The following is a 23,848-nucleotide window of genomic DNA, read 5'->3' as shown; positions in this document are numbered from 1 at the left end:
GGAGACACCATGACCCTGTCCCTGCTTCCGCCCAAAGCACCGTTGGCCAGTGAGCACATCGCCCCGCTGATCGGCCAATACCGCAGCGGCGACATCCTGCTGAGCGGCGGCTCCTACAGCTTTCTGGGCCGCGGCGGGCGCACCCTGACCGGCATCTCCCTGGACGATCTGCCCGCCACGCTGGCCACCTGCCTCGGCTCCGACCCTCAGGCCATCGCGGCTGGCGCGATCACCTTTGACGCGACCTCTTGCCGGCTTACCCTGTGCGATGAGGCCCTCTGGGCGGGTCCGCTGTCGGCTCGCTCGTGTTTTCGGTGCGGCACCAGCGACTGGCAGATCACCGCGATCCCGGCCGAGCCAGACTACGTCAAGGCGGTCCAGATAGCCCGTGACCGGATCACCGCCGGCGAGCTGGACAAAGTCGTGCTCGCCCGCACCTTGGAGCTGATCGGGCAACAGCCGGTCAGCGTCACCGACCTGCTGCTCCATCTGGGCGGCCGCGGCGCCCACACTTACGCGGTGCCGCTCGGCGGCCAGGAAACCCTGATCGGGGCCAGCCCCGAACTGCTCGTGGCCCGCCATGGCCGCACCGTGACCGCCAACCCGCTGGCCGGCTCGGCCCGCCGCAACCCGGCCAACCCGCGCAAAGACCGCGCCATCGCCGATCGGCTGCTGATGTCGGCCAAGGACCGGCACGAGCACCGTCTGGTCGCCGACGCCGTCGCCGCGGCGCTGGCCCCTCACTGCGAGCACGTGCACGTGCCCGAGCCGACCCTGCTGGCCACCCCCACCATGTGGCACCTGTCCACGCCGATCATCGGGCGCCTGGCGTCCCCGGCGCCGACCTCGCTGGAACTGGCCGCCGTTCTCCACCCCACCCCGGCCGTGTGTGGTACCCCCACCGCCGCGGCGGCCGCACTAATCACCGAGCTCGAGGGCGGCATGGGCGTCGCACGCGACTACTACGCCGGGCTGGTGGGCTGGCAGGACGCCTCGGGCGACGGCGAGTGGGCGATCGCGCTGCGCGGCGCCGTCCTGGACGGCGAGCACCGGCTGCGGCTGTTCGCCGGTGCGGGCATCGTCGCCGACTCCAACCCCGACCTTGAACTCGCCGAGACCGACGCGAAATTCCTCACCATGCTGCGCGCCTTGCACGCCCGCACCGTCCGCTGACCCACGCCCGCATACCAACCACGCCACCGCTGTGAAGGAGAACACCCCATGTCCCTGCCCTCCATCGACGCCTACCTGATGCCCGACTCGCCGGTCGAAGGCCGGGTGACCTGGCCGATCGACCACGGCCGCGCCGCCCTGCTCATCCACGACATGCAGAACTACTTCCTGAGGGCCTTCCCGCAACCGGCCGCGCCGCCGTTGGCCGACCTGATGGCCAACGTGCTCTCACTGCGCGAGGCCTGTGTACAGCACGGCATCCCCGTGCTGTACAGCCGTCAGCCGGGCGGCCAATCCCGCGCGCAGCGCGGCCTGCTGCTGGACTTTTGGGGGCCCGGCCTCAGCGCCAACCCGTTCGACACCGCCATCCCTGACCCGCTCGCCCCGCGCCCGGGCGATCACGTGATCGACAAGACCCGCTACAGCGCCTTTCACCACACACACCTGGCCGAGGTGCTGGCCGGCCTCGACCGCACACAGCTGATCATCTGCGGCGTGTACGCCCACATCGGCGTGCTCACCACCGCCACCGACGCGATGATGCGCGACATTCAGCCATTCGTCGCAGCCGACGGCGTCGCCGACTTCAGTCGCGACCACCACGAGGCGGCGCTGCGCCACATCAGCGACCGGGTCGGCCGAGTCATGGCCACACGCGCCATCATCACCGCCCTCAGCCAGCAGCGCCTGGCCGTGTCAGGGCGGTAACCCCAGCATGTTGACCGAAGGACCACGCCCATGATCATCCCCGGTTCCTCTCCACGCATCGGCTCCCGGCAGCACACATGGCCAGGCAGCGATCGCACGCCGTCCATCCATCAGGCCTGCCGTCCAGAGCGCGACGGCAGCCTCGGCCGAGGCGCACCACTCCGACTGCCGGATGCGGCCGTGCACTGGCAGGCCAGAGCTCCGTGGCCGGTCGCCGCCGATCCCCTGCGCCGCGAGCCCCAGGCCGCCGCCGTGAACGCGCCTGGAGGGCCGCGGTGAGCCCGATGATGACTCACACGACACCACCGGATGCGCAGCCCGTGCCGCTGGAGACACGGGGGAGCGCGACGCCGATCCTGTCGATCGATCTGCAGCAGATCAGGCTCAATCATCACGCCATCTGCGCCGCGTTTCCAGACGCGTTGGTGTACTACGCCGTCAAAGCCAATCCGGCCCCCGAAGTTCTGGCTAGCTTGACCGCCGCAGGCTGCCGCTTTGATGTCGCCTCGCTCGGTGAGGCTCGCGCGGCGTTGTTAGCGGGAGCTGAGGGCTGCCATTTGTCCTACACCACGACGGTCAAGAAGGCCGCTGATATCAAGGCGGCGCACGAGTTGGGCGTGCGCGTGTTCGCGGCCGACAGCGCGGACGAGATCGACAAGATCGCCGGTGCTGCGCCGGGTTCGCGGGTTTTTGTTCGCATCGCCGTCGACGACAGCCAAGGCACGGCGGCCGCGCCCTTTGGCAGCAAATTTGGGTGCGAGCCGGAACTGGCGGCGGATCTGCTGCGGCGCGTGGCCCGCGTGGGGCTGGTCCCGGCCGGGGTCAGCTTCCATGTCGGGTCCCAGCAGCTTGATGTGGACGCGTGGGAGCAGCCCATCGCGGCCGCGGCCACAATTTGTCGCCAGGTCGGCTGGGAACTGCCGCTGCTGAATCTGGGCGGGGGCCTGCCAGCGGGTTACACCGAGCCGGTGCCCGCACTCAGCCAGTACGCCGCCGCCATCAACCAGAGTCTGGACAGGCACTTCGGCGGCAGCCGGCCCCAGCTCATCCTCGAGCCAGGACGGGCCATCGCCGCCTCGGCAGGGACCACGGAATGCGAAGTGGTGCAGGTGACCCATCGCCGGGGCGAACGCTGGGTGTATCTGGATGTCGGCCGGTACGGGGGCCTGGCCGAAACCGAGAACGAAATGATCATCTACCCGATGTGCGCTCCCGACGTCGGCGGCCCGCTCGGCCCGGTCATCGTGGCCGGACCCACCGCTGACGGAGATGACATCCTCTACCAACGCCACCGTCCCGAGCTGCCGCTCGCGCTACGCGCCGGCGACCGGGTCCGGATCGGTTGCACAGGCGCCTACACCGCGACCTATTCCTCGGTGTCCTTCAACGGCCTGCCGCCTCTTCGGATGCGTGTCGTCGACTCCACCTTGGCCAGCCGGGGGAGCCGGTGAGCGCCCCGAATCCGGAGGTCGGGCTGTTCAAGGGGCGGCACGTGCTGGGGGAGTTCTACGGCGTCGACCCGGGCCTCCTCGACGATGAGCCCCGCCTCTGCACCGTTCTGCAGCAGGCACTGGCCGAGGCCAAGGCCACCGTGGTCGCCATGGCCAGCCACCACTTCGATCCGCAGGGCGTGACCGTGATGGCCCTGCTGTCGGAGTCACACGCCACCATGCACAGCTACCCGGACTACCACCCCGGCGAGGGCGGCGCCTGTTACGTGGACGTCTTCACCTGCGGATCAGTGGCCGACCCCGAACGCGCATTCCATGCCCTCAGCACGGCCCTCCGGCCTGCGAGATACCACGTCGTCATCCTCGACCGAGGTACACCCGCCCCGCCCATCCCGCATCCGCTGACCTCTCTACGAAAGGCGAACCCATGACCCGCAACGCAACCGAGACGCTGTCGCCGGGCCTGACCCGCACCTGGACGATCACCGATGTGGTGTACGAGGCGAAAACCCCCTACCAGCAGGTGCTGATCGGCGACACCCCGCACGGTCGTACCCTCTTCTGCGGCGACGCCGATGCGATGGAGCGGCAGAGCTCGGAGCTGTCGCAGCTTCTCTACCATGAGGCGCTGATGGTGCCGCCGCTGGCTCTCGCCCCTGCCCGGCCCCGAGTGCTGATCATCGGCTCCAGCGAGGGTGTCGCCAGCCAGATCGCGCGCCGGGCGGGCGCCGCACACGTCGACCACGTCGACATCGACCTCGAATGCGTCCGGGCCTGCGCCGAGCACCTGCCCTACGGCTACACCCTCGCCGACGTCGAAGCCGCCCTAGCCGGAGATGGCCAGGTACGGTTGCACGCCGAGGACGGTCACCAGTTCGTCCTGGCACGGCTGGCGGACGGCACCCGCTACGACGTCATCGTGGTCGATCTGCCGGATGAGGCGCCCGACAGCGACGCTCAACACAACCGCCTCTACGCCCGCGACTTCTTGAGCCGCTGCAAGGACCTGCTGACCGCCGGCGGCGTGGTCAGCACCCAAGCGGGATGCCCCACGCTCTGGCGGCAGGACACTCTGCGGCGCGCCCTGACACGATTCAACGAACTGTTCCCGAGCGTGCTGTGCTTCAACGCCTGGGAGCATGAGTGGAGCTTCATCACCGGCGCGCCCCATGCCAGCGACTATCCGCTGTCCACGCTGCTTCAGCGTCGCCTTTCTACCCTGCCCTACCGGCCCGAGACGATGGACACGGTGAGCGCCGCGAGCGCCACAATTCTCCCGTACCACCTGCGGCCCGCCATGGTGCCGCTGCCTACCCCCGCCACCGTGCGGGAGCCGTGATGGGCATCGGGATGATCAGACAAGGGCGGCCGAACATGGCGCTGGCGACCCGGATCGTCGCAGCCGCGCAAACCGCGGCAGCCCATCACCGGCATCAGCACCCCGCCGCTTCCGATGGCGCGCAGGGACTTCCGGCAGACAACGTTCCTCCACCGTCGGCACCTGGGGACGGCACATGCACCCATGAGCCAACACCAGGTGGATCAGAGACGGACAGCTCGGAGCCGTTCATCAGAGGGCTGCGCCACGAGCACCGCCCACTGTCGTCCCCTTGACGATTCGTTTCGACCGGTATCAGCAGTCCTGCGTGATTCAAGTGAGCTCCTTGGCTGGAGTCTCGAAGGAGGAAACATGCTTGATCCTTTTGAGGAGTACAACGAACTGCGACGCAGTCGTCCCGACCTCTTCGTCAACCCGCATGCGACGGTGATTCAGGATTTGGACCCGTCGGACCGTGAGGCGTTCGGTCTGCGCTACCGCGACCCGTATGTGATCCTGCTGCGAGACAAGGTCCGCTTCCCTGACGGCAGCGAGGGCGGATATGTGCGCATCGTGCACGCCGCCGAGGGAGCAGGTGCGGCCATCCTCCCTGTACACGAAGGGAAGGTCGTGCTCGTGGAGCATTTCCGGCATGCCACCCGCCGATCGCACTGGAAGATCCCGCGAGGATTCTGTGCGCCGAACGAAACCGTAGCGGACACCGCAGCCCGGGAACTCACCAAGGAACTGGGCTGCGCTGCGAAACGCTTATGCAGGATCGGCACCATGCATGCCGACACCGGGCTCATCGCTCACTCCACCGGTCTGTTCTGGGCGGAAGTCGGTCCTCCCGGGCGGTTGGACACCAGCGAAGGCATACGACAGGTGGCCCTGTGCGATCGTGCCGAACTCTCGGCATGGATGTCACGGGGAGACATCACTGACTCGTTCACCTTGTCCGCCCTCAGCCTGGTCCAAGAACTCGGGCTTCCGCCGTATGCACGCGAGTCACTCCCAGCGGGGTCACATGCGCAAGAAGGGCGTGAACAGTTCGCTGTGTCCGAACGCATGTAGACGCGGCCACTGCCCGGCCTTCCCGCCGTCAGGCCACTCAAGCCAGCGCCCCCTTCTCCAAGGGCCCGGTGCTCCGCCCGCGCGGCTGTCGCGTCCCGCGCCTGCCGTTCGGCAGGCGCCGATCCGCGTCACGTGCCTCGCGCGACCGCGCGATCGTGGCAGCGCTCAGCAGCAGATCAGACCTGATGCCGTGTCTGTTTCGGCCGCGCAGGAGTGGCAAGCTCCGCTGCCCACGCCCTCCGGCATCCAAGATCACCCGGAAGGATCTCTGCCATGCTCCTGCCCGCTTCCTCCCGCCCGCTTTTCTCCCACGGCGGTGGCGCGCAGACCTTCTACACCGTGCGCCTGCGCGATGCGGACTTGCCCGAGATGACGAGCCTCCGGCTGCCTCATGCGCCCCGTGAGCCGCATCTTCTGGCTCCTGGCCTAAATCACGTGGCCATCAGTGACCCACCACTTCCGTGGCCACGGGCGGTGGATAATGCTGAGCACCGGCTCCGCGCCACCCTGAGCTACCTGTGGGATCGGCACCCAGACGACGTTCTGACCGGCGACGCGCTGATCGAACAGGACCTGCGGCCCGGGCACACCAGCTGCACCGTCTACCCGGGTCTGCGCCTGGACGGCCTTCTTCACCACGTGTGGCCGCGCGGCACCCCGCCCTCGGTCGACGTGCACGCCCTCGACGCGGTCGTGCTCCTGCAGGGCGTGTGCTTGTTCAGCGGCGCGGCGGCGTGGGCCACCACAGCGGCCGGCCGCCGGGTGCCGCTCGCCAGCACCCGCGGCGGCGGTCTTGACGAGCCGATCATCGCGGTCGGAGCAGATCCCCGGCCTACCGTCTCGGAGGTGGAATGCACCCTGCGGCTCGGCACCGTCTGCGCCGGCCTCGCCCGGGGATCCCCCGCCGCGTGCCGGTCATCGGACGTCTGGACTCGCCATACCTGTCCTATCCCCTGTTCGCGCTGCAGACCGCGCTCGACGGGTTGATGCCGGCCCGGCTCCTGGCCCGATGGACCGACCTGGCCCTCACCCGCCACCACCAGGAAGTCCGCCGCCAGGCGCGCGTGATGCGGGCGGCCATGGCCGGACGGCGCCCGGTGCGCCTGGATGTCTGGCCCGAACTCACCGCTGTCGCGCTACACCTGCGCGCCGCGTTAGCACGCGGACGCGTGCCAACGCTGGAGGAACTGGTCGACCTGGCCTGCCAGCAGGACCAGCTGTGGAAGGAGTTGATCGCGCTGGAGCCGCCGAGCAGCCCGCTCGAGTTCGGCTACTTGACCTACGTCGCCTCCGCGCTGCGCGCCGGCATGCCCGGCAACGGCCCGCGGCTGGTCGTCTTCGTCGACGACCCGTACGAGTGGAGGATCCTGGAGCGCACCCGCCGCCTGGGCCGCCAGCTGCACGGCGGCGCTGGCCTCGCGCCGCTGGGGCTGTATCCGCTGTCGCGCATGTGGGTGCAGCCCTCAGACCGGGCCCGTCCCGACCTGTACAGCCATGACCCCGGCCGCCACGCCCTGACTCCCGACGGCCAGCGGATCGATCTGACCGACCTGGCCACCTCGCTGTACACGCCAACGAGGAATGATGCCTGATGCAGCCGACATCCCAAGCTCCCATCGCTTCGGCCGTACGCCACCCACTCGCGCCGCTCACCGAACAGGAGGCCGCAGCGGCGTGCCGGGCGGCGCTGGCCTCCGGCGCGGTGCATCCGGGGGCACGTATCTCCTACTGCGCGCTGGCCGAGCCGACCAAGCAAGCGGTGCTCAGCTGGGACGGCACGTCGCTGCCGCGTGAGATCACGGTGGTCACGTACGAGCCGAAGCTCGGCCGCACCAGCACGCTCACGATCGCCCTGCCGGAAGGCACGCTGGTGTCCTGCATGCGCGCGCCTGCCGGGCAGGCGCCGATCATGCTTGAGGAGTGGCTGGCCAACGCCGAGGCCGTCCGCCAGAACCCCAGATTCAAGGACGTCTGCGCCCGGCGCGGCGTCACCGACATGTCCACGATCAAGATCGACCCGTGGCCCGCGGGCAACCTCGGGCTGCCCGTGGACGCCGAGGGCCGCGCTGCGTCGCGTACGTCTCGGATGGGCCCGGCGACAACGCCTACGCCCATCCCATCGAAAATCTCGTCGTGCTGCTCGACCGCGACACCGGCGAGATCGTCGAGCTCCACGACGGCGAGGTGATCCCGGTGCCGCGCGCCTCGGGCCGCTACGAGGGCGGCGTTCGGGAGCTCGCGCCACTGCAGATCGTCCAGCCAGACGGCACGGGCGTCACGGTCGACGACGGCGCGCTGCGCTGGGGACCGTGGCAGCTGCGCGTCTCGATGCACCCGATCGAGGGCCTGGTGTTGCATGAGATCTGCTACGTCGACGGCGAGCGTGTCCGCCCCATCGTCTACCGTGCCAGCCTGTCGGAGATGGTCGTCCCGTACGGGTCGACCTTTATGAACCATTTTTGGAAGGCGGCCTTTGACGCCGGTGATGTCGGCGTCGGTATGGCTGGCGTGGCCAACAGCCTGGAGTTGGGCTGCGACTGTCTCGGCGAGATCGTCTACCTCGATGCGGTCACGGTGGACGAGGACGGCACTCCCGCCACGCTACGCAACGCGATCTGCCTGCACGAGGAGGACTACGGAATCCTCTGGCGGCACGCCGACATGACGGCTGGCACGTCGGAGGTCCGGCGGTCACGGCGGCTGGTGGTGTCGTTCATCGCAACCGTCGGCAACTACGAGTACGGCTTCTTCTGGTACTTCTACCTCGACGGCACGATTCAAGTCGAGGTCAAGTTGACCGGCATCGTCCAGACGCAGGCCGTCGCCCCTGGCAAGACTGTCGCGTACGCGAACCTCGTGACGCCCGAGCTGGCCGGGCCGCACCATCAGCACCTGTTCAACTTCCGGCTCGACATGTGCCTCGACGGACCGCTCAACTCCGTGTATGAGGTCGAGGCCACCCGCATCCCGCTCGGGCCGGACAACCCGTACGGCAACGCCTTCACCGCAACTGCAACGCTGCTGACGACCGAGGCCGAGGCTCAGCGGATGGCCGCCCCGGACAAGGGTCGCTACTGGAGGATCGTCAACCACGGGTCACGCAACGCCGTGGGCCAGCCCGTCGCCTACAAGCTGATGCCCACCCACGTCGGCCCCGCGCTGCTCGCCGACGAGGGGGCGGCGATCAGCAGGCGGGCCGCGTTCGCGACCAAGCACCTGTGGGTGACGCCGTACGCGGCCGGCGAGCGGCGGGCCGCTGGCGACTTCCCCAACCAACACCCCGGCGGGGCGGGGCTGCCCGAGTGGACGGCCGCGGACCGGCCGGTCGTGGATGCCGACATCGTGCTGTGGTACACCGCCGGCACCACGCATTTCTGCCGACCGGAGGATTGGCCGGTGATGCCGGTGGAGTACGTCGGCTTCATGCTCAAACCGGTCGGCTTCTTCGACCACAACCCCGCCATCGACCTTGCCCCCGCGCAACCGCCACCAGGTCACTGTCAAGCGAAGCCGGGTTCGGCGGGCTTGGACGGTTCGCGCGGCGGCACGACATGAGCCCGCTGCAGCGCGGCCGCCTCTGGCTGGCGGTCTCGACAGTCGGGTGGGCTTTGCTCACCCCGACCAGCAAGTTCGCCATGAACAGCGGATTCCTTCCGCTCAGCCTGCTGGCGGTGCAACTGGCCACCGCGGCGGCCGCCCTCGGCGCGGTGGTGTGGCATCGCGGGCGGCAGGCGCTTCCGCCCCTGCGCCACAGCTTGCTGAGGGCGCTGCTGGAGCCGGTGGGCAATGTGGGCCTTTGCTGGCTGGGATTGGCGTATCTGTCGGCCGCGCGCAGCTCGCTGTTGTACAGCGTGGAGGGGCTGCTGACCGCCGTGCTCGCCGCGGTGGTGCTGCGCGAGCGGCTCAGCGCGGCGGCCTGGTGCGGTCTGCTGGCGGGGGTGCCGGGCCTGTGGCTGCTGATGGGAGCCTCGACCGGCCTGTCGATGACCGCGGGGAGCATGCTCGTCCTGGCGGGGGTCACCTGTTCGGCGATCTACGGGATCGTGACCGCCCGCGTCATGCGCCGCGACGTCGACGCCATCACTACTAGCGCCGTGCAGATGACTCTGGCCCTGGTGGTGGTCGCCCCCTTGGCCCTGGGCGGTGAACTGTTCGGCTCTCATTCGGTCCCGGACCTGCCCGCCTGGGGCGCGGCCATCGGCGGGGGGTTGCTGCTGGCCGGGCCTAGCCTGCTGTACACCGCCGCTTTGGCGCATGTCCCAGTGGGGGAGAGCGGCCTAATTTACAACGCGATCCCGGTGATCGGCGCCGGGCTCGGCGTGCTGTTGCTCGGTGAGGCCCTGAGCCTGGCGCAACTGGTCGGAGGCGTGCTCGTGCTGGCCGGCGTGCTACTGGTGACGACGCATAAAGAGACAGGGTCGAAGCCTCGTACACGTGACGACCTCGACGCGCTCGGACCGCCCACACGCTACGCCAACGTCGGCCGCCCAGGCTCAATTACGGAATCAGACCCCGAATGACGGCGATGAACATGTCTCGATATGGATCGATGTTCGGCCCGGACGTCACGTTCCTAGGCGTTGAGCGCTGCGACGTCCACGATCCTGCTTCGTACCACGGTGCCGATGTGGTGATCATCGGTGCACCGTTCGACGGTGGCACCACGAACCGGCCGGGCGCCAGATTCGGCCCGCAGGCGCTACGTCAAGCGTGCTATCAAGAACACAACGGGTCCCGGCCCAGCCTAGCCCTGCGCGTGGATGCCCTGCGCGACCTGCGCGTGCTCGACGCCGGGGACGTCGAGTGCTATTCCGGCGACATCGAGGGCTCGCTGGAGGCGATCGAGGAGGCCGTGCAGCACATCGCCGCCTCGGGGGCGATCCCGCTGGTGCTCGGCGGCGACCACACGATCGCGCTGCCCGACGCCTGTGGCACGGCCAAGGCGTACGCCCCGGGACGCACTTCGATGATCCACTTCGACGCGCACGCCGACACCGGCGACATCGCCTTCGGTCACCTGTACGGGCACGGCCAGCCGATGCGCCGGCTCATCGAGTCGGGCGCCATTCGCGGCGACAGGTTCGTGCAGCTCGGGCTCCGCGGCTACTGGCCCGAGCCCGAGACTCTGGAGTGGATGGCCGAGCAGCAGATGCGCTCGTACGAGATGAGCGAGATCGTCGCCCGTGGCCTCGAGGAATGCCTCACCGAGTCGTTCGAGATCGCACTCGACGACTGCGACCAGATCTTCCTATCCGTGGACATCGACGTCTGCGACCCGGGTCACGCGCCGGGCACCGGAACGCCCGAGCCGGGCGGGCTGACGGCCAGGCAACTCCTCGACACGGTGCGCAGGATCTGCTACGAGCTGCCTGTGGCGGGCATGGAGCTGGTAGAGGTCGCGCCGCCGTACGACCACGCCGACATCACCGCCTACCTCGGCAACCGCGTTGTCCTGGAGGCGCTGTCAGCAATGGCCAGACGCCGCAAGGATGACGCTGGCGGCTTCGCTGGGACCCCCGCCAGCCCCTCCTCGACGGCCGTTAACCCGGCCGACCGACGCATTCTTCCGGCAAAGGTGGCCACTCTGCGGGTCGCGTCAGGTGCGTGGCTGGCCGATATCCTCCTCCTCACCCGCGGGCCGGTCGTTCAGTTCGGGGCTGCGGTCACCTGGCAATCGTGCGCGATCGCGTGCTCCCGGCCTTCTGCGCTACGTCATTGATGTCCGCGGTTTAATCGTTGTGGGCAGCTTCGCGTGGCCGCGGACGTTGGGGCTGGTCGTCCAGGATGCTCCGGTCATGTCCACGTCATAGTCGACTTGGACCGCACGCACCAGTTCCTGCAGAACGATCCTGGCTTCGAGGCGGGCCAGTGGAGCGCCCAGGCAAAAATGTGGGCCGCGCCCGAAGGCCAAGGTCTGGGAGGTGTCGCGAGACATGTCGAACAGGTCTGCATCGGGGAAGACGCGCTCGTCACGATTGGCCGCAGCGATCACCAGGAGCATAAGCGCGTTGGCTGGCACGACGGTCCCGTACAACTCAACCGGACGCGTCACGCGCCGTGCCGTGTATTGACTCGGCCCTTCAAGGCGCAGGGTCTCCTCCACCCACCGGTCGACCTTGATCTCGCCGGACCAGACACGCACGCGCTGCTCAGGATGCTGCCAGGCGCATCTCCAAGCAGTGCCCAGCAATCGAGCCGTGGTCTCGTTCCCGGCTACTCCCAGCAGCATCAGGGTGGCGATCACTTCACGGTCGGACAATCGCCTGCCCTCGATCTCCGCCTGCAGCAAGGCCGAAGCCAGGTCATCGCGCGGCTCGCGCCGCCGCTCGGCGATTAGACCACCGTAGTAGGCTCCGAGTTCCATGTTGGCTTGGGTGACCGCCGGTGTGAGGCGGCCGTTGATGTCGCCGCGCGTCATGATCTGCTGGCTGAGCCCCAGCAACATGGGGCGGTCAGCCTCGGGCACGCCGATGAGCTCGGAGATGACATCAACGGGAATCGCGGTCGCGAAGCTGATGAAGTCGCCGGAGCCTTGCTCCAGTAGGGGCCTGAGATGCTTGCGAGTGAGCTCACGGATACGCGGCTCGAGTCGGCTAACCCGACCAGGCGTGAAGCCGCTGGCCACCAGCCTCCGCATGAGCGTGTGCTGCGGGGGATCCATGGCCACGAACCCCATCACCTCGGCGGCGTCGGGCCCGAATTCTTCGATCACTGGTCCATGATCGGAGGAGTACAGGCCCGGATCGCTCCACGCCGCCGACACATCAACATGCCGGGACAGGGCCACGATTCCGAGGTCCGGATTGTGGTAGAGCGGTTGCTCATCCCGTAACCGCGCATACGTCGGGTAGGGGTTGGCGTACAAGGCCGGGTCGTTCGGGTTGTAGGTGACCATCGCGAGCGTCATCTCCTTCACACAAAGCGGACCTGTCAGGCCGGCGCGACAGCCGACCGGGTGAGCGTTGTGGTGACGACCTTCGGCCGCCAGGGCCCGGCGACCCTGCGGCCGCGTCGTCTCGGATGTGGTTCGACAGCGATCCTGATCCGCTCCAGGGCGCGGACCTGCCGCGCCCTACGCGGTGGGGGATCCACCGGCCATGATTTTGGCGACCCCGCCGTATACGCCAACGCGGTCCACCGGATATCTGTTGGCGTCGTCACTGTCAGGGCGCCAGTGCAGGACCTCAACCAGCCCCGGATCGACCAGTTCGCATCCGTCAAAGAACCGCTTGATGTCAGCGTAGGGCCGCATGAAGGGCTGGTTCTGGGCCGTTTCGTACTGACGGTTGACGTGGTCGTTATGGTCAGCACGAAATCCCTCTGCGGTGCCATGGGCGATGGCGAGGTAGCTGCCGGGGGGCAAGGCCGATTTGAAGTGGTTCACCGCGGCGTAGGCGGTGTCGTTGGCGTCGTCAGGAATGAAGTGCAGGACGCTGATCATGAGGAGCGCGACCGGCTCCTGCCAGTCCAGGAAGTCGCGGACGTATGGGTGAGCCAGGATGTCGGCTGGTCGGCGAGCGTCGCCCTCAACGATGCGGACGCGATCGGAGCCGGCCATCAGGACACGGGCGTGAGGGATGACGTAAGGGTCGTTGTCCACATAGACCACCTTGGACGTCTCGGCCACCTCGTGAACGTTGCCGCGCGTGGGTAACCCGGCCCCTACGTCGATGAACTGTCGGATGCCCTGCTCCACGAGGAAACGCACCGTGCGCCGAAGGAAGTCGCGGTTTGCATGGATGGCGGGGCGATAGTACTTGACGAGGGCCTCGATTCTGGCGACCGCGTCGCGATCGATTTTGAGGTTATCGTCGCCACCGAGGACATAGTCATACATCCGGGCCGCGCTGGCCTTGTTCGGGTCGACACCTACGATCCATGCCGGCTCGCTCATGGGTCTCCTCACACGCGCGTGAACGATAGATCAAGATCGGCATTGTAGAGCGACAATGCCACTACGCGGTGATTTTGCGACGAATTTCAGTCAAAGCCGCAACCGTCCGTTCGTCCGGCTCAGCGGACATGTCGAGCCGGATGTGTGCCATGAGGTATTCGTCCATCACGTCTCGGTCGGTGATGAGTTGGTCCTCGACCAGTCCGGCGGCGAAGACGAGAAGCGGCGCCCCGAATCGTTGGAGGATCGTGAACGAACCGCCCCTGGGCCGATAGCGCCCACCATGCAGACGGTTGATGCGCAACGCGATGTTCGGACGCTTGGCCATGTCGATGAGATGCGAAATCTGCTCTTCCTGGATATCCACGCTGCCGGGCATATCCAACAGTGCCGCCTCTCGAAGGACAAACCACAACTGGGCCGACTGCTGCTCGATCGGTCGGATTTGACGCTCCATGATGAGGCGCACGGCCAGCTCCACCTGGTCGGGAGCAGGATCCGGATGGTGAGCAGCCTGTCGAGCCGCGCGCGCGTACGACTCAGTTTGCAGCAGCGGCGGAACCCCCTCGGCGTAGTAGCCCTTGATGATGCCAGCATTGGCTTCGCCAGCCAGCATCGTTGCCAGCCACGGGGGTGAGGTGGAGAAGTAGTCGAGCCACCACGCCCCTTCATGCTCGCCATGGGCGACCTCGAAGATGAGTTTGCGGTATTCGGCCCTCACGCCGTACCGGGTGAGCAGCCGCTCCAACTCGTCCTCTGTGGGTGTCCTTTCACCACGCTCGATCTGCTGGATGGTCTGTTCGGTTGTCTCCAGCGTGGCAGCCGCTTCCGTCTCAGGCAGCTTGGCCATGACGCGAAGGCTCCGTAACCGCTGACCAATCAGATTCCCTGGCTCGATCCGAACACGGTGAAGCTGTTCCACCTGGACTGCGGGGAAGGGGTGCGTGGGGCTGGCAGCGACATCGCTTCCATCGCCGAGCGGCGTGTACTGGTGGACAGAGGAGGAACGTCGAATGCGGCCCGTCTCGGCCCGGCGCGCCATTCGCATCAACTGGCCGATGGTCCGCTGGGAGTCAGGAGAGAGCTGTGCATAGTCCGCGGCGACCTCCTCACTGGAAGGGATGTCGGCCAGGGGCTGGGCTGTGGTGCGTTCACGTGGAACGTCGTCCCCCATCAGCCAGCCGGAGGAGACATCCAGCAGAGCTGCCATGGCCCTGAGGAGGTTGAGGTTCGGATTCTTCCTTGCCCCGGAGCACAAACCTGAGATGTAGGCAGGCGTCACCCCGAATCCCTGCTCGTCCAGCAGCTCGCAGAGTTGCGCGTTGGTCAATCCGCGATCGTCTAGGGCCTCTGAGAGACGTTCCGCCAACGTCGCCATAGTCGCCGCCCAGCCCTTCTTGATCAGAACAACTGTCAGTTAAGCACATTTCTAGCAGTTGACAAGCGGCCTGAGAACACGATCAAATCAAGCCCCGACCACCATGACCGAAATAGCGCGTGCCCGGAGATGGACGTTTGGGCACACCACCATCGCGTTCCATGTGAGGAGTCCATAGGTGAAACGTCAACAACAGCACATTAGGGATGGCCCGTTTCTGAAGATATGGATAAACCTCCTGCTTGGGCGTGTCATACCTGTGTGGCCACTCAGGAAGGTCGGCATCGGCGGGCGACCGTCTGGATCCGTGACATGGTGATGCGGCTTTCTATCGCGTCAGTGGCCCCGATCTTCCTCCGGTCGACACACGGAGATAGAAGGTCATTACGCGGTTGGGAGTTGGTTAGCGTCCGGTCAGCACCACTCTAGCCACAGCGCTCACGTCCTTTCCCCGCATGCTTTCGTTGATTCACGCAGCTCGCCCGTTCGTTCCGGCGAGGAGAAAGGGGGCACCGAATGCGATTTGAAGTGCTGGGGCGTCTAACTGTGTACGCCAATGACCAACAGGTTCCCCTGTCGCCCCTCAAGCGCCGCCTGGTCGCGACGCTGTTGCTGTCTGGAGCAACTGGCATCCTCGCCGAAGACCTCATGACGGCCCTGTGGGGCGACAGTTGGGGTCGCGAAGGAGGTCTCAAAACGCAGGTGTCGGAGCTGCGACTCCTCCTACCGGAGCGCATTCCTCCGGGCGGCGCTGCCGGCTACCGCCTTGACCTTCTTCCCGGCGACAGCTTCGATCTGCATGACTATAGAGCCCTGTGCAGCGACGCCAAGGCATTCACCAATCGCGGCGACTACGCCAGGACGGCGGAAGCTCTCGCTGGGGCGCTGGCCCTCTGGGGCGACCCACCATTAGCGGATGTTCCGGACAGAGGCGGCAAACTGCCGCTGGCGCGTGACGAGCTGCTGATCGACCGCAAAGGCACCGTGATGGCACTGCTTCAGGCGCGGCTTCACCTCGGGCAGTATCGCGAGCTGCTGACAGAGGTGCGTCGCGAACTGACCGATGACCCGCTGTCGGAGCAACTGCACGCCTTGCTGATGACCGCCCTGCACCGTGGCGGCGAACGCATCCTGGCCCTCCAACACTACGAGGCCGTCAGCGCCCTGCTGACCCAGGAGACCAGCATCGGCCCGGGTGTCAGGCTACGTCAGCTTCGCGATGAGATCGCCGAGGACGAAAGCCGCTCGATGCCTGCCAACGAGCACCCACGGGCCGCACCGCACACCTGGCCGCCCCCTGCCCAGCTTCCACCCGATGTCATCGACTACACCGGGCGCCAGGACGAGGTGCAGTCGCTGGTCGACTATTTCACCTCAGCCGAGAACGACACGGGGGTGCGTATCGCTTCGATCACCGGTCCCGGCGGCGTGGGCAAGAGCGCGCTGGCCGTCCATGTGGCGCACCTGATCCGGCACGCCTACCCGGACGGGCAGCTGTACGTTCGGCTGGAGGCCATGTCGGAACGGCCACGCGACGTCGGCCAGGTCCTCGCTGAGCTCCTCGGCTCTCTCGGAGTCCACCCCCAAGAGCTTCCTGGTACGCCTGCTGAGCGCACCGCGCTCCTGCGTTCCCTGCTCGCCGGTCGCCGCATGCTTCTCGTCCTGGACGACGTCTTGGGAATCCAGCAGGTCAATCAGCTGCTTCCGGGCACGGCCGGATGCGGCGTCATCATCTCCAGCCGCATGCACCTGGCCGAAGGTGCCATGCTGCGAGTGCGGCTCTACCCGCTCAGTAACACTGAGTCCCTGCACCTCCTCGGTGAAATCATCGGCCACGACAGGATTGCCTCCGAGGCAGAGGCGGCCGCCGCCCTCGTGGAGGCATGCGACGGCTTCCCGCTGGCGATTCGGGTCGCAGGGGCACGACTGACGGCGCAACCTCATTGGAGCCTGCGCTACTTTGCCGATCGTCTCGCGGAGCTCGACTCCGACGAGATGGGAGTGGCCGCCAGCATCGCCGCCGACAGCTATCACGCCCTTCCCAACGACGCTCGCCACGCGTTCCGGGTCTTGGCATTGGCGGGGCCAAGCGATTTCCCCAGTTGGGTCGCCACGATGCTATTGGGAGCTGATGCCGAGAACCTGCTGGAAACATTGACCACGCACAGCCTCATCGCGCCTGCTGGCACCGACGCGCTCGGCCAGCCGCGCTACCGCCAGCACGGGCTGCTGCGTACCTTCGCCGCCGATCGGCTGGCCGAGCGCGTGGCCGAAAGCGACGCGGTCGTGGACCGGCTACTCCTTGGCTGGCTCGAACTTGCCGACCTCGCGGACTCCCTCATCCCACATGAGCCGAACAGTCCTCCCCCGGCCCGGCTCAGCAAGTGCCTGTACGCACCACCACTGGCCAGGCGTCTCATTCAGGCCGACCCCCAGAATTGGTTCGCGTCCGAAATCGGGAATCTCCTGGACGTTGTCCGGTTTGCCTGCCGTGAGCTGCGGGTTCAAAGCGCCGTTGGTGTCGCCTTACGCATCCATTCGTACCTGTTCTGGGCGCGCCGAAGCCGAAACGCGCAGACCATGTGGCGGCTTATCATGCACACCGCCCTTGCCAGCGGGGACGAGCGGCTGGCGGCGGAGGCACGGCTACGGCTGGCGATCCTGATCTCCCGGTCACCAGGAGGCGCTGAGCGGTCGATGCCCATGCTCAACCTGAGCACCGAGGTGTTCAGATCCGTCGTCGACCGGCGGGCCCTTGCGCGATCATTGGCCGCCCGCGCGGTGGCCGGCGAACGGCTCACCGGCAGACAACGCCAGGAACACCTCAGCCAGGCGACCAGCGACGCTATCGAGGGCTTGAAGATCGCCCAGACGGCCCGTGACGTCCACACCCAGGTGGCGTGCCTGCGCACCCTGGGGTTCATTCTCAGCCGACGCGGTCTGCACAGCGAGGCGATCATGCGGTGCCGGGAAGCAGTGAAGCTGTCCGAGACCATGCCGACCGGCACCGGGCAGAAGGCCTACCAGGCATACACGCTGTGGATGCTGGGCAGGGTCGAACTGGCGGCGGGCAACCACGACGTGGTCCTTGACCTGTGCAGCCGACGCGTCGACCTTGTCACCCCACTCGGGCACGAGGCAGGCGACGCATCCTTCCTGGAGATGGAAGGCGACGCGTTGATGGGGCTCGGCCGCCACAACGAGGCGGCCGAGCGGTACGCCGCAGCGACGACCCAGTACGAGGGAGAAGGCACCAGGCACCACGTCGACCGGTGCAGGAGCAAGCTCGCCGCGGCGATGCGAGTCACGGCTTAAAGGCGACCCCGCAACGAAGCTTCAGCGGCTGAGACCGGTCGACCGGCAGCACCTCACCAGGCGCCCACTGCTCAAGGAAGACGAAGCCGGGAGGGTCAACCAGGTTCAACCCGTCGAAGAAGCGCCGGATGTCCTCACCTGGCCGGAAGTTCGCCGGGACCGCCAAGCGCTCGTTCTGGCGCTGAATCCGCTCCCACACCACAGGGTTGATCTCGTCGGTGGTCGCATGCGAAAGGATGAGCATGGACCCGGGCGCCACCTGCTCCATCAGGTCGTTGACGATGCCGTACGGATCGTTCCCATCGGGGACGAAGTGGAGGACGGCCACCAGAAGCACCGCGACCGGCTTGGAGAAGTCGATCAGGCGCTGAGTCACCGGGTTGGTGATGATCTCGGCGGGGGTCATCACGTCCGCCTCGATGTAGCCGGTGTTGGGGTTATCGACGATGAGCGCTTCCGCGTGTAAGAGCACGCTGGGATCGTTATCGACGTACACCACGCAGGCATCGGGCACCTCTGCCTGGGCGACCTGGTGAACATTTTGCTGGGTAGGCAGGCCGGAGCCTATGTCCAGGAACTGGGTAATGCCGCAGCGGGTGGCGTACCGGGTCGCCGCCGCGAGGAATCTGCGGTTGACCACTGCCACTTCCCTGGCCTCCGGTGCGTCGTCAAGCACGACGTGAGCTGCTTCCCGGTCTACTTCGTAGTTCTCCTTGCCGCCGAGCAAGTAGTCATAGATGCGGGCGGGTGAGGGCTTTGTCGTGTCGATTGCCGATCTCATGATCCACCTTGGGGGGTTGGGCTGACAGTGAATCGCTCATAGTGGAAGGTGTTCCACTATCCGGGTGGTGCGTCCAATTGGCGGAACGCGACGCCCGGAAAGATGTTGTGTTGATCATAGAGGGCGCAGCTGCCGGTTCGACACCGGTGCATTCTCATCCAGGCTGGAGGGCCGAGGTGCCTCGCCATCGCCGTAGCGGATCTGAGTGCCCTCGCCTGCCGTCGAGCTCCACCTGCACGAGGGCGAGGAACTTGTCAAATGGGAATCCTTTGCAGGGGCCAACGTGAGAGCCGGTGCACGAGTACACGTGGGTGACGTCGGAGTGCCCACAGATGCCTTTCTTGTCGGCGCACACCTCGGCTGAGCACAGCTTGCGAACGGGAATGTCGTCCCCACTGCGTGACCGAGGCGAAACAGTCGGCAAACGACGTCAATCGTAAGCGCTTCTGTATGAATGATCTAGACCAAATGTAGGACAGATCTCAAGTTCGGGACGTGGGAAAGACGCCGTCAGGAGGAATGCGGCTCACAGGCCAGAATCAAACCTGATCATAACCGCACGCTAACCCCATATCGTGCTGATTTTCCGTACTGTCACTTCTGCGTCGTCATGGCTCGCAGGGAACATAAAGGCCGGAACGCCCCACGTTGGCCAGATGTCAGCGCCCATCGGCATACACAAGCAAGGAGGCTGAGTTTTGCGTACGCGACCGCCGTCACCAGGGTCTCGCCGCGACGCCGTGGGCCATGCCGCCGGCCAGCTTTCTGCACGAGGAACTGGAGCCTTCCCGTTCAGCCGCGGCAGAGGGGGAGGCCGCGGACGCAGGAGGGCCGGCGGCCGCCTAGCTGAACAGTCATTGCAAGGTGAGCTGTGTCTCGTCAGGCGGCTGCGCAAGCATCTGGGCCGCTTGCGCAAGCCGTCGGTGTTGGAGCCCGGCCTCAGCACCAGCTTGGCATTGGGACAGAGTGTGACGCCCAATCCCTGTTCCATATCGTCCGGATGTTGCCGAAAGAACGCTGCGATCTGGATGATCGTGGCTCTTCCCATGCGTCCGCTGGCAGCAGCGCCGCTGACGCCAAGGCGGTCAGAGCGTTGCCTACATCTGAGAGGTGCACGATGAACGGTTGGCCGCTGCCCCTCGGCCTCGATCGCCGTTGGGTGGAGTGGAACCCAGATGATCCCCGCAAGCCAGCTCAATCCAAGCGGCCTCCGGGAGACTGGGTTGCGGCAGGGCGAGTCATGCATGGCATCTACCTAGAGCGGGCTCCGGAGGACGCTCGCGACATCGAGGTGATTGTCCTCATCAACGGCCGGTCCATCGGCAAGCCGTGGCGCCAGAACGCAGCCGCCTCGCATGAACAGATCCCACTATGTTCCCCCTGGAACTGGTTACGCTCCGAGGACGAAGACTCCGATCTCGGGCAAGCGCTCACCCGAAGCACACCGCAGGGCCCCACTCCTCATTGCCTGTGGCCTCTGCAAGCAGTCCTCGACAACCTCCTCGCCTATGCCGAGGTCCGACTCAAAGACACCCGTCACGAACAGTTGGCCGCTGACGTGCAGGCTCTCGAAGCTCGTATCGAAAGCAGCCCGTTGGAACCCGTCTTCCGCCGAGACCACATCGTGCTGAAGAAGGAAGACGGTAAGGAGGACGCCTTCACTCTCCTACGCCTCGGTCGGCCAGAAAAGATTGGGAACCTCTGGAACCTCGACACCGTAGCCCGCCTCTGGCAAACGGCCTTGGCAGGCTACCCGCTCCTAGCTGAACGAGAATGCCTAGGATTACAGGAAGTCGCGGAATGGCCAGTGTCCGACTTCGTCCGCCATCCCTCCTTGATGCAGGGCGTGACGTGGTCCGTCATGGCTTTGATCAATGGCCACTGGATACCGCAAGCCGCAGAAGATGTGCTTTCCGAGCACCTCTTTCAAGGAAGAGACCACGAGTCGACCCTGTTTTCCCTCGTTTCATGACGAGATCGCTGTGGACAGGTGTATCAGGGAGGTGAAGGGCGTACGTAGTCCCTCGACTACTGGAAGGTCACCTTCCAACTCAACGTGAGCCTGCCCAGCCTGATATCCGCCAGGCGTCATGGTGAACCTGGACTGAGCGCGCTGTGCGTTCGCGCCCCAGCCACACCCGGCAGACCACCGGAGGCGTGGTCGCTTTCCTGGCGATCTACCTGCTATTCGAGCCGACAGCATTCCGAGCGCCGATCACGTCACTGCCGACATGCGTGCCTAGCACGAATGCCCTCATCCCATCCATTCCCGACACGACAGGAGACCCGTCGTGACAACTGACCTCGACGCTGCTCCCCCGTGGCGCAACTTGCCGCCGGGCCCCCACGGCACACCCTCCCCTACGCTGGACGAGCGCCGCCGGTTCCGTCCGGTCGACCCGGTCACCCTGCCAAGCGGGGACCAGGTCCCCATGGCAGTGCGCTACGACGATGTTCGCGCTCTGCTCGCATGCCCGCACAGCAGCCGCGACCTGACCGCTCCCGGCCTGCCCCGGATGGTCACAGGCTTCTCCGCCGACGACGTGCCCGGCGTGCTGATAACGATGCACGGGGCCGACCACGAGAGGCAACGCCGCATCCTTCAGAGGGCCTTCACCGTGAACGCCGCCGAGCGGTGGCGGCCACAGTGCCGAGAGATTGCCCACGAACTCCTCGACGGCGTCGACGGCTCCGTCATCGACATCGTGGCCGACTACGCGCTGCCGCTGTCGGCGCGCATGATCTGCCAGGTACTCGGCGTCCCCGCCAGCGACTGGGCCCGCTTCCACAACTGGACCGCGGCCTTCTTGTCCGCCACCGCTGAATCGGCCGAGACACGCATAGAGGCCTTCGTCGCGTTTCGCAGTTACCTCGAGCACTTGGTCGCCGCTCATCGCAACACCCCTGGCCACGACCTGGTGGACGACCTCATCCGGGCCCAGGACGAGGGCGACCGGCTCAGCCAGAACGAACTGGTCAACGTCCTTTTTGTGCTCATCGCCGCCGGCCACGAGAGCGCCTCCACGATGATCACCCGAGGCGTGTATCGGCTGTTGCTGCACCCTGAGCAGTGCCGAACCCTTCAGGCAACCCCGGCGTTGGTGCGCTCAGCGGTCGAGGAAATTCTCCGCTACGACGGGCCTGGCGCGCCGGGCCTGCTCCGGCTGCTGACGGAGAAGCTGGATCTCCCCTCGGGGGCTACCGTGGCCGCCGGCACTGTCGTCCTTCCGAATATCAACGCCGCCAACCATGATCCGGACGCCTTCCCCGAGCCACAGAGGTTCGATATCCGTCGCTTTGCTGCTGCGACGCGACCGCACCTTGCCTTCGGCCACGGCGCGCACTTCTGCCTGGGCGCCAACCTCGCCCGCATGGAACTGCAGGAGGCCCTCAGCGCCCTTCTCCTTCGAGCCCCTGGGCTGCGGCCAGCCCTGTCACTGGACGATGTTCGATGGACCACGCAACTGTTCCATCAGCCCCTGCGGCTACCCGTGATCTTGGCTTGAGCGGGTAGGGCAACGCTTCCTGCCCTTTCTTGCGGCGATCAGATCGCAATGGCGGAGCAGTCGCGAAGATCAGAGCCGTAGACGGTGGCGGTGTGGCGTTGTGAACCCTCTTTGAATCCATCGGAGAAAGTGAACCCCTTTTGAACACTGTTGCGGTGGTGCTGAGCGGGCTTAGGTAGGAGGCATGAATCGCCGCTCGCCGAAGGACAGCACGCCCTCTACAGCGCGTGAAACGCTGGCGGCCGTCGGAGGCCCCAAGCACGCCGCATCAGTGACCGCGCAGGAGGACAGTCCTGCTGTCGACATACCAGGCGGTGGCTCCACGGGACTGCAGGACAACGTCACCGTTCCATCCGGCATCGACCCGAACAGGCCGAACGTAGCTCGGGTGTACGACTACTTCCTGGGTGGCCGCGATAATTTCGAGGCCGACAGGGCGGTCGCTGACGAGATTCTGGAACAGACCCCGGAAGTGCGGGACACCACGCGCGCCAACCGAGAGCTTCTGGGCCGAGTGGTGCGCTATCTGGTCAAACAAGGGATCCGACAGTTCATCGACCTAGGCTCGGGCTTGCCGACGCAGGAGAACGTGCACCAGGTCGCGCAGGCTGCGGTTGCGGACGCGCGTGTTGTCTACATTGACTACGACCCCGTCGTACTGTGCCACGGGCGCGCATTACTTGCGACCAACCCGAACACCGTGGTGGTCCGCGCGGATCTGCGCGAGCCCGGGACGATCCTCGAACACCCGGAGGTGCGCGCTCTCATCGATTTCACCAAGCCGACTGCAGTGCTCGCATTCGCGGTCTTGCATTTCCTCGAGGATGAGCAGGCATACGCGGTGGGCAACACGCTCATGGACGCATGTCCTGCCGGGTCCTATCTCGCCGTCTCGCATGTTCTGGACACCGATGCGGCTCAGAAGGGCCGGGACATCTACGCCAGACGGAATGCGAACGCCAACCTGGTGCCGCGCTCGCGCGAGCAGATCCGGAGGTTCTTCGACGGGCTCGTGCTGGTCGACCCCGACCTTGAGCCGTCCCCCGACAAGGAGCCGGACCTGGTCTATCTGTCGCAGTGGAAGCAGCTTGAGGACGGCATCGCGTTGCAGGACCGGCTCACACTGTGCGGCGTCGCACGACGATCGGAAAGTTGATCAGGGCCCCGGTTTGCCCATGTGCGCCTGGTGCTGCTGGACGTAGCAGCACCGTTGTCCGTCTCGGCTGAGGCCTGAGCTCTCAGCTGGCGGT

At 66.3% G+C, this 23,848-nt stretch carries 19 protein-coding genes and 1 pseudogene; 16 read left to right on the top strand and 4 right to left on the bottom strand.

What is annotated here, in order from left to right; genetic code table 11:
- Positions 1–9 precede the first annotated feature (9 nt).
- The 12 genes and pseudogenes from ID574_RS52960 (at position 10) to speB (ending at position 11,443) form a co-directional block, all read left to right on the top strand.
- Positions 10–1,173: an isochorismate synthase gene (locus ID574_RS52960; protein ID WP_188196697.1), complete on the top strand. Its 1,164-nt coding sequence runs from the start codon at positions 10–12 to the stop codon at positions 1,171–1,173.
- A 48-nt stretch (positions 1,174–1,221) separates the two neighbouring features.
- Complete coding sequence (locus ID574_RS52955) at positions 1,222–1,881, top strand: isochorismatase family protein (RefSeq protein WP_188196696.1); 660 nt, start codon at positions 1,222–1,224, stop codon at positions 1,879–1,881.
- A gap of 284 nt (positions 1,882–2,165) precedes the next feature.
- Positions 2,166–3,332 (top strand): type III PLP-dependent enzyme, encoded by a 1,167-nt coding sequence (locus ID574_RS52950; RefSeq protein ID WP_223168015.1) that lies wholly within the window; start codon positions 2,166–2,168, stop codon positions 3,330–3,332.
- Positions 3,329–3,763 carry an adenosylmethionine decarboxylase gene (gene speD, locus ID574_RS52945; protein ID WP_188196695.1) on the top strand — a complete coding sequence of 145 codons (435 nt, stop codon included), beginning with the start codon at positions 3,329–3,331 and terminating at the stop codon, positions 3,761–3,763. Before ID574_RS52950 ends, speD begins: the two co-directional genes overlap by 4 nt.
- Complete coding sequence (locus tag ID574_RS52940; protein WP_188196694.1) at positions 3,760–4,671, top strand: spermidine synthase; 912 nt, start codon at positions 3,760–3,762, stop codon at positions 4,669–4,671. The genes speD and ID574_RS52940 overlap by 4 nt, the downstream gene beginning before the upstream one ends.
- 351 nt (positions 4,672–5,022) lie before the next feature.
- On the top strand, positions 5,023–5,724 hold the full coding sequence (locus tag ID574_RS52935) for an NUDIX hydrolase (protein ID WP_188196693.1): 702 nt from the start codon (positions 5,023–5,025) through the stop codon (positions 5,722–5,724).
- 273 nt (positions 5,725–5,997) lie between these two features.
- Positions 5,998–6,711, top strand: a complete 714-nt coding sequence (locus tag ID574_RS52930; protein WP_188196692.1) for a hypothetical protein — start codon at positions 5,998–6,000, stop codon at positions 6,709–6,711.
- Positions 6,633–7,316 carry a hypothetical protein gene (locus ID574_RS52925; RefSeq protein WP_188196691.1) on the top strand — a complete coding sequence of 228 codons (684 nt, stop codon included), beginning with the start codon at positions 6,633–6,635 and terminating at the stop codon, positions 7,314–7,316. Before ID574_RS52930 ends, ID574_RS52925 begins: the two co-directional genes overlap by 79 nt.
- Positions 7,316–7,588 (top strand): annotated as a pseudogene (locus ID574_RS63245) (hypothetical protein); the annotation flags it as partial. The gene ID574_RS52925 and the pseudogene ID574_RS63245, both read left to right, overlap by 1 nt.
- Positions 7,589–7,644: 56 nt before the next feature.
- Positions 7,645–9,279, top strand: a complete 1,635-nt coding sequence (locus ID574_RS52920; RefSeq protein ID WP_336245642.1) for a primary-amine oxidase — start codon at positions 7,645–7,647, stop codon at positions 9,277–9,279.
- Positions 9,276–10,244: a DMT family transporter gene (locus tag ID574_RS52915; RefSeq protein ID WP_188196690.1), complete on the top strand. Its 969-nt coding sequence runs from the start codon at positions 9,276–9,278 to the stop codon at positions 10,242–10,244. Before ID574_RS52920 ends, ID574_RS52915 begins: the two co-directional genes overlap by 4 nt.
- Positions 10,241–11,443, top strand: a complete 1,203-nt coding sequence (gene speB, locus ID574_RS52910; protein ID WP_336245641.1) for an agmatinase — start codon at positions 10,241–10,243, stop codon at positions 11,441–11,443. The genes ID574_RS52915 and speB overlap by 4 nt, the downstream gene beginning before the upstream one ends.
- Here the strand turns inward: speB and ID574_RS52905 are convergent.
- From ID574_RS52905 to ID574_RS52895, 3 genes are all read right to left on the bottom strand, one after another.
- Positions 11,432–12,631, bottom strand: a complete 1,200-nt coding sequence (locus ID574_RS52905; protein WP_223168009.1) for a cytochrome P450 — start codon at positions 12,629–12,631, stop codon at positions 11,432–11,434. The genes speB and ID574_RS52905 overlap by 12 nt on opposite strands.
- Before the next feature lie 165 nt (positions 12,632–12,796).
- Positions 12,797–13,618: an SAM-dependent methyltransferase gene (locus tag ID574_RS52900; protein ID WP_188196689.1), complete on the bottom strand. Its 822-nt coding sequence runs from the start codon at positions 13,616–13,618 to the stop codon at positions 12,797–12,799.
- 61 nt (positions 13,619–13,679) lie between these two features.
- Positions 13,680–14,996: a helix-turn-helix domain-containing protein gene (locus tag ID574_RS52895; protein WP_223168008.1), complete on the bottom strand. Its 1,317-nt coding sequence runs from the start codon at positions 14,994–14,996 to the stop codon at positions 13,680–13,682.
- Between the two features lie 516 nt (positions 14,997–15,512).
- Between ID574_RS52895 and ID574_RS52890 the strand changes: the two genes are divergently transcribed.
- Positions 15,513–18,311: an AfsR/SARP family transcriptional regulator gene (locus ID574_RS52890; RefSeq protein ID WP_188196687.1), complete on the top strand. Its 2,799-nt coding sequence runs from the start codon at positions 15,513–15,515 to the stop codon at positions 18,309–18,311.
- Here the strand turns inward: ID574_RS52890 and ID574_RS52885 are convergent.
- On the bottom strand, positions 18,301–19,092 hold the full coding sequence (locus ID574_RS52885) for an SAM-dependent methyltransferase (protein ID WP_188196686.1): 792 nt from the start codon (positions 19,090–19,092) through the stop codon (positions 18,301–18,303). The genes ID574_RS52890 and ID574_RS52885 overlap by 11 nt on opposite strands.
- 1,240 nt (positions 19,093–20,332) lie before the next feature.
- Between ID574_RS52885 and ID574_RS52880 the strand changes: the two genes are divergently transcribed.
- From ID574_RS52880 to ID574_RS52870, 3 genes are all read left to right on the top strand, one after another.
- Positions 20,333–21,064, top strand: coding sequence for a hypothetical protein (locus ID574_RS52880; protein ID WP_188196685.1), 732 nt, complete (start codon positions 20,333–20,335; stop codon positions 21,062–21,064).
- A 460-nt stretch (positions 21,065–21,524) separates the two neighbouring features.
- Entirely contained in the window at positions 21,525–22,598 is a 1,074-nt protein-coding gene (locus ID574_RS52875) for a cytochrome P450 (RefSeq protein WP_223168007.1), read from the top strand.
- 184 nt (positions 22,599–22,782) lie between these two features.
- Positions 22,783–23,754 carry an SAM-dependent methyltransferase gene (locus tag ID574_RS52870; RefSeq protein ID WP_188196683.1) on the top strand — a complete coding sequence of 324 codons (972 nt, stop codon included), beginning with the start codon at positions 22,783–22,785 and terminating at the stop codon, positions 23,752–23,754.
- Positions 23,755–23,848: the final 94 nt, after the last annotated feature.

The organism is Nonomuraea sp. SYSU D8015, assembly GCF_008065375.1.
Classification (GTDB): domain Bacteria; phylum Actinomycetota; class Actinomycetes; order Streptosporangiales; family Streptosporangiaceae; genus Nonomuraea.
Note: the sequence above shows the minus strand (reverse complement) of the source record. Positions and strands in the feature narration are given on the sequence as shown.

Bases quoted from the DNA above. Each gene is read 5' to 3' on its own strand.
- ID574_RS52960 (WP_188196697.1), top strand. From the start codon at position 10: ATGACCCTGTCCCTGCTTCCGCCCAAAGCACCGTTGGCCAGTGAGCAC.
- ID574_RS52955 (WP_188196696.1), top strand. From the start codon at position 1,222: ATGTCCCTGCCCTCCATCGACGCCTACCTGATGCCCGACTCGCCGGTC.
- ID574_RS52950 (WP_223168015.1), top strand. From the start codon at position 2,166: ATGATGACTCACACGACACCACCGGATGCGCAGCCCGTGCCGCTGGAG.
- ID574_RS52940 (WP_188196694.1), top strand. From the start codon at position 3,760: ATGACCCGCAACGCAACCGAGACGCTGTCGCCGGGCCTGACCCGCACC.
- ID574_RS52935 (WP_188196693.1), top strand. From the start codon at position 5,023: ATGCTTGATCCTTTTGAGGAGTACAACGAACTGCGACGCAGTCGTCCC.
- ID574_RS52930 (WP_188196692.1), top strand. From the start codon at position 5,998: ATGCTCCTGCCCGCTTCCTCCCGCCCGCTTTTCTCCCACGGCGGTGGC.
- ID574_RS52915 (WP_188196690.1), top strand. From the start codon at position 9,276: ATGAGCCCGCTGCAGCGCGGCCGCCTCTGGCTGGCGGTCTCGACAGTC.
- speB (WP_336245641.1), top strand. From the start codon at position 10,241: ATGACGGCGATGAACATGTCTCGATATGGATCGATGTTCGGCCCGGAC.
- ID574_RS52905 (WP_223168009.1), bottom strand. From the start codon at position 12,631: ATGACGCTCGCGATGGTCACCTACAACCCGAACGACCCGGCCTTGTAC.
- ID574_RS52900 (WP_188196689.1), bottom strand. From the start codon at position 13,618: ATGAGCGAGCCGGCATGGATCGTAGGTGTCGACCCGAACAAGGCCAGC.
- ID574_RS52895 (WP_223168008.1), bottom strand. From the start codon at position 14,996: ATGGCGACGTTGGCGGAACGTCTCTCAGAGGCCCTAGACGATCGCGGA.
- ID574_RS52890 (WP_188196687.1), top strand. From the start codon at position 15,513: ATGCGATTTGAAGTGCTGGGGCGTCTAACTGTGTACGCCAATGACCAA.
- ID574_RS52885 (WP_188196686.1), bottom strand. From the start codon at position 19,092: ATGAGATCGGCAATCGACACGACAAAGCCCTCACCCGCCCGCATCTAT.
- ID574_RS52880 (WP_188196685.1), top strand. From the start codon at position 20,333: ATGCATGGCATCTACCTAGAGCGGGCTCCGGAGGACGCTCGCGACATC.
- ID574_RS52875 (WP_223168007.1), top strand. From the start codon at position 21,525: ATGGCAGTGCGCTACGACGATGTTCGCGCTCTGCTCGCATGCCCGCAC.
- ID574_RS52870 (WP_188196683.1), top strand. From the start codon at position 22,783: ATGAATCGCCGCTCGCCGAAGGACAGCACGCCCTCTACAGCGCGTGAA.